This is a genomic window from Microbacterium sp. Bi128, from assembly GCF_918698205.1.
Map to the genome: position 1 here is coordinate 1 of NZ_CAKKMM010000376.1, position 4,268 is coordinate 4,268.

Genomic DNA, 4,268 nt, shown 5'->3' on the forward strand with positions numbered 1-4,268 from the left:
TTCTTGCCATAGATGTCCGGGACCAGCACGGTGGCGATGTCCTGCACCGTGGCCGGTTTGGACTGGAAAGGCCCGCCGTGCGGATAGCCGGCAAAGGCCGCAGCGCTGCCGGACGGCAGGTCGGCAGCCAGCGCCAGGGGTTCCGAGCGCAGACCGTCAACGGCCACGACGGCGAGGTCGTGCTGGGAGTCAAAGTACACAACGCGCCCAGGCAGTGCGCGGCCACCGGGCGTTTCCACCACTGGTTCGTCGACCCCGGCGACCACATGGGCGTTGGTCACCACGCGCCCGGGGGCGACCACGAAGCCTGTTCCGGTCTGGTTTTGGCCGCACTGGTAGGCGGTTCCGGCGATCTTGAGCACTGACGCGGCGGCCTTGTTCAGCGCCGGCGTGTCCGTGCTGGTGTCCGGAACGGCAACGGACTGGCTCTGGCCGAAGCCGTCCAGCAGCGTGGGGATTCCCTCGCCGATCACGGCGGAACGCAGCTGCGCCATTGATGCCTTGACCGGCATCGGCGTCACGCCGTCGATGAACCTGATGACTTTGGATTCCGCGAGCTGCTGGGACACGAACGGCACACCCAGGGCCCCGATGCTGAACGCCAGCATCGACATCACAAGGGCGGACACCACCACGTTCACGCCCCCGCCCACGAGGCGGTCCGCCGCCCGCAGGGGGCTGAACGGGACCACGCTGCGGATTCGCCGCCCGATCATGGTGCCGAGGCCGTTGCCCACGATCATCAGAAGGACCGCCGTGGCAACGATCGCCGTCAGGCGCCAGCCGCTGTCCTCCACGAGGCCGCTGACGATGGGCACGGAGACGAAGGCGGCGACGGCGCCTGCCGCGAATCCCGCGATGCCTCCGAGCGTCACAAGGAAGCCGTTGCGAAGACCGTGGATCAGGTAGGACAAGAGCGCCACAACCAACAGCAGGTCCAAAATGGTCAAGCCAAACACCGGGGCTCCTCACAGACAGTTCAGCGACGATTCTACCGGTGTAAGCTGAACGTTTGCCGACCGGCCGCCAGCCTGCACAGGGATCTGCGCGGACTTCCCGAGCCGTGCGCTTTCGGCCCCTCCGGGCGTTTCCGTGCCAACTACGTCACAGAAGCTCCAAAATTCTGAAACAATGGCTGAAGCGCCCCAGCCGACACAGCTAGTCAGGAGATTTCATGGATATCGAGGTATTGCGCCGCGCACCCCTTTTCGCCACGCTCGACGACGAGGCGTTCCGTCTGCTGACGGACGAACTTACCGAGGTGGACCTTTCACGCGGTGCCTCGGTATTCCGGGAAGGCGACCAGGGTGACCAGCTTTACTTCATCGTCTCCGGCAAGGTGAAGCTCGGCCGCACGTCGCCGGACGGCCGCGAATCACTGCTGGCCATCCTCGGCCCGGGCGAGCTTTTCGGCGAAATGGCGCTGTTCGACCCCAGCCCGCGCACGGCCACGGCAACTGCCGTTTCCGAGACGCGTCTCGCCGGCCTGAAGAACGAGAGCCTCAACGCGCTGCTGCGCACCCGCCCCGAGGTCTCGGCCCAGCTGCTGCAGGCCTTGGCACGCCGCCTGCGCCGCACCAACGATTCCCTTTCCGACCTCGTCTTCTCCGACGTGCCGGGCCGTGTGGCCAAGGCGCTGCTGGATCTGGCCGACCGCTTCGGCCGCCCGGCGACCGACGGCGTCCTGGTCGCCCACGAACTGACGCAGGAGGAGCTCGCACAGCTGGTTGGCGCCTCCCGTGAAACGGTCAACAAGGCCCTCGCAGAATTCGTGCAGCGCGGCTGGCTGCGACTGGAAGCGCGCGCCGTCGTCATCCTTGACATGCAGCGCCTGCGCCAGCGTTCCCGCTAGGGATCCCCAGCAGCAACCACGAAGGCCGGCCCCGGAAACGGGACCGGCCTTCTGCCGTTAATCTTCTGCCGTTAATTCGCGGTGGCGGTTTCGGGCTGGTTGTCCGCGGGACATGTCCACTGGTGCGGATCGGGGCGGAGCATGTCCCCGGGCCGGCAGGCAGCACGAAGGGACATGTCCCGCCCCGGCTGCAACGACTGGACATAATGCCACTATGTCCACCTGTCAGGTCCACCGGAGGGCATGTCCCGGGCCGGCACGCGGCACGAAGGAACATGTCCAGTGCTCAGGAGCAGGGCGGGGCATGTCCCGGGAATCGCCCGGCCCCCGCCCAAGCCAAGCCCTAACAGGCTGCCCGCATGGAGTCAGCCTTCCGTGGCGTCGGCGCTCCCCGGGCCTAGCGTTCCCGCTGCGGTTCGCCGGCGATCGTTTTGGCTGCTTCGACTTCAAGCATGAGCCGGCCGTCTTCCTCGACCAGCTTCGGCTGGTACACGTGGGCCTTGCGCTTGTAGCTGAGGTAGGCGATGCAGCCGTTGGCCTTGGCCATCTTCTCAAGCATGATCTCCGAGCCAGGGACCAGGAGTTCGCCCAGGGTCCGGCCGACGGTGTTCTCCCGCCCTACCTCGTCACCCAGCACGGTGCTGTCCCGCTCGCTCACGACTTTCCGGACGCACACCCAGCGGCCCCAGACGCCCTTGCTGGCCAGCAGCGAGGGCTGCTGGTTCACGGGCACGGTGGCGGCAAAGTAGCGGGTAATGAACCGGCGGTGCGCGAAGTCGGGGCTGAGCCAGTTCACCAGGGGTTTGAGCAGGTCAGGGCGCAGCGAGAGCCCTCGCTTGGCGAGCAGGTCGGTGAAGGATTTCTCCTGCTCGGCCACGGCTTCGCGGGCGCGCATCCAGTCGGCGCTGGAGGTCAGCTCCACCGTGGTGGACAGGTCGGGGCCGGCCAGCAGGATGCCGGTCTCCTCAAACAGTTCACGGATGGCACCGACGACGTGTCGGCGCGCCAGCCCGACGTCGGACGTCCCCATCTGCTCAGCCCAGTGCTGGGGTGAGGGGCCCAGCCAGCCGACGGCGTCGTCGTCGGTGGATTCCAGCGATCCGCCGGGGAAGGCGAGGACACCGAGCGGGGAGGACCCCGTCCGGTAGCCGAGCCAGGTCTCCAGGCCCGTGGGCGAATCCCGCAGCAGGATCACGGAGGAGGCCAAACGGGGCGCGCGGGGCGTCCGCTCACCGTGTTCAATCCAGCTGCGGGCTGCTCCCTCAAGATCCGGGGGCAGGACGAACAGGCGGCGTTCTAACTGAGGCAACGAAGTAACCGGTCTACTAGGCGAATTCAGCGATCAGTTCGACTTCGACGGGCGAGTCGAGCGGCAGAACAGATACGCCGACGGCGGAACGTGCGTGCTGGCCGGCGTCGCCGAGGACCTGGCCCAGCAGCTCCGAGGCGCCGTTGATGACACCGGGCTGGCCGGTGAAGGAAGGGTCGGAGGATACAAATCCGACAACCTTGACGATCCGCGTGATGCGGTCGAGGTCGCCGATCACACTCTTGACGGCGGCCAGGGCGTTGACGGCGCAGACGGCAGCGTAGGCCTTCGCGTCCTCCGGGGACACCGTGGATTCGTCGGAGGCGCCCGCCGAACCGGTGGAAACCTTTCCGGTGGCCTCAAGCTTGCCGTTGATGAACGGCAGCTGCCCGGAGGTGTAGACGTGGTTGCCGGAAATCACGGCCGGAACATACGCCGCGACCGGAGCAGCGACGTCGGGGAGCGTCAGGCCCAGCTCCGCGAGGCGCTGTTCGACGGCGGACGACGCGCCCGCGCCGGCCGTGGGGCTCGCTGCGCCGGCCGTGTTTTCGGAGATGTTTTCCGCGCCCGCCGGCGTGGCCGGAACGGCTTCTGAGGGGGTGTTCATGGCTACTGCTTCTCCCGCTTCAGGTAGGCAACCAGGCCGTTTCCATCGGGTCCCGGAACAACCTGGACGAGCTCCCAGCCGTCGTCGCCCCACTGGTCCAGGATCTGCTTTGTGGCGTGAATAATGAGCGGAATCGTGGCGTACTCCCATTTGGTCATGACATAAAGCCTAGTCGTTGCCGGTAAAGTGGAAAACATGGCGACTGGCAAGAACCCTTTATTCGACACGGCCACCACCCTCGGAAAGATCTTTCTTTTCCTGGGCGTGAGCGCTATTTGCGGTGTCCTGGTGGCGGGCCTCCTGGTCCCCGCGGCGGCCGTCTCGGGCAGTGCGGCGAGCGGTTCGATCCAGTTTTTTGACACGCTCCCCGCTGAGCTGAAGGTCGATCCGCCGAGCCAGTCGACCACGATCCTGGCGTCCGACGGCAGCCCGATCGCGAACCTCTACGCGGAAAACCGCACCCGTGTTTCGCTGGACCAGATGTCTCCGCACATCAAGGA

5 protein-coding genes and 1 pseudogene are annotated in these 4,268 nt (G+C 66.5%); 2 read left to right on the forward strand and 4 right to left on the reverse strand.

Features of this window, described 5'->3' with window-relative positions; translation table 11 throughout:
- On the reverse strand, window positions 1–959 hold a 959-nt coding region (locus tag LQV45_RS19310), incomplete at its 3' end, for a MarP family serine protease (RefSeq protein WP_230008407.1).
- 215 nt (window positions 960–1,174) lie between these two features.
- Here LQV45_RS19310 and LQV45_RS19315 point away from each other — a divergent pair.
- Window positions 1,175–1,852, forward strand: coding sequence for a Crp/Fnr family transcriptional regulator (locus LQV45_RS19315; protein ID WP_011693220.1), 678 nt, complete (start codon window positions 1,175–1,177; stop codon window positions 1,850–1,852).
- 397 nt (window positions 1,853–2,249) lie between these two features.
- Here LQV45_RS19315 and LQV45_RS19320 read toward each other — a convergent pair whose 3' ends face one another.
- The 3 genes from LQV45_RS19320 to LQV45_RS19330 are packed head-to-tail and all read right to left on the reverse strand — an operon-like array spanning window position 2,250 to window position 3,926.
- Window positions 2,250–3,161, reverse strand: coding sequence for an NUDIX hydrolase (locus LQV45_RS19320; RefSeq protein ID WP_230008408.1), 912 nt, complete (start codon window positions 3,159–3,161; stop codon window positions 2,250–2,252).
- Between the two features lie 16 nt (window positions 3,162–3,177).
- Entirely contained in the window at window positions 3,178–3,768 is a 591-nt protein-coding gene (locus tag LQV45_RS19325; protein ID WP_230008409.1) for a RidA family protein, read from the reverse strand.
- 2 nt (window positions 3,769–3,770) lie between these two features.
- Window positions 3,771–3,926: a DUF4177 domain-containing protein gene (locus tag LQV45_RS19330; RefSeq protein WP_003797879.1), complete on the reverse strand. Its 156-nt coding sequence runs from the start codon at window positions 3,924–3,926 to the stop codon at window positions 3,771–3,773.
- A 37-nt stretch (window positions 3,927–3,963) separates the two neighbouring features.
- Here LQV45_RS19330 and LQV45_RS19335 point away from each other — a divergent pair.
- Window positions 3,964–4,268, forward strand: a pseudogene (locus LQV45_RS19335) (penicillin-binding protein); the annotation flags it as partial.

Excerpts from the sequence above, each read along its gene's own strand:
- LQV45_RS19325 (WP_230008409.1), bottom strand. The coding sequence starts at position 3,768 with ATGAACACCCCCTCAGAAGCCGTTCCGGCCACGCCGGCGGGCGCGGAA.
- LQV45_RS19315 (WP_011693220.1), top strand. The coding sequence starts at position 1,175 with ATGGATATCGAGGTATTGCGCCGCGCACCCCTTTTCGCCACGCTCGAC.
- LQV45_RS19330 (WP_003797879.1), bottom strand. The coding sequence starts at position 3,926 with ATGACCAAATGGGAGTACGCCACGATTCCGCTCATTATTCACGCCACA.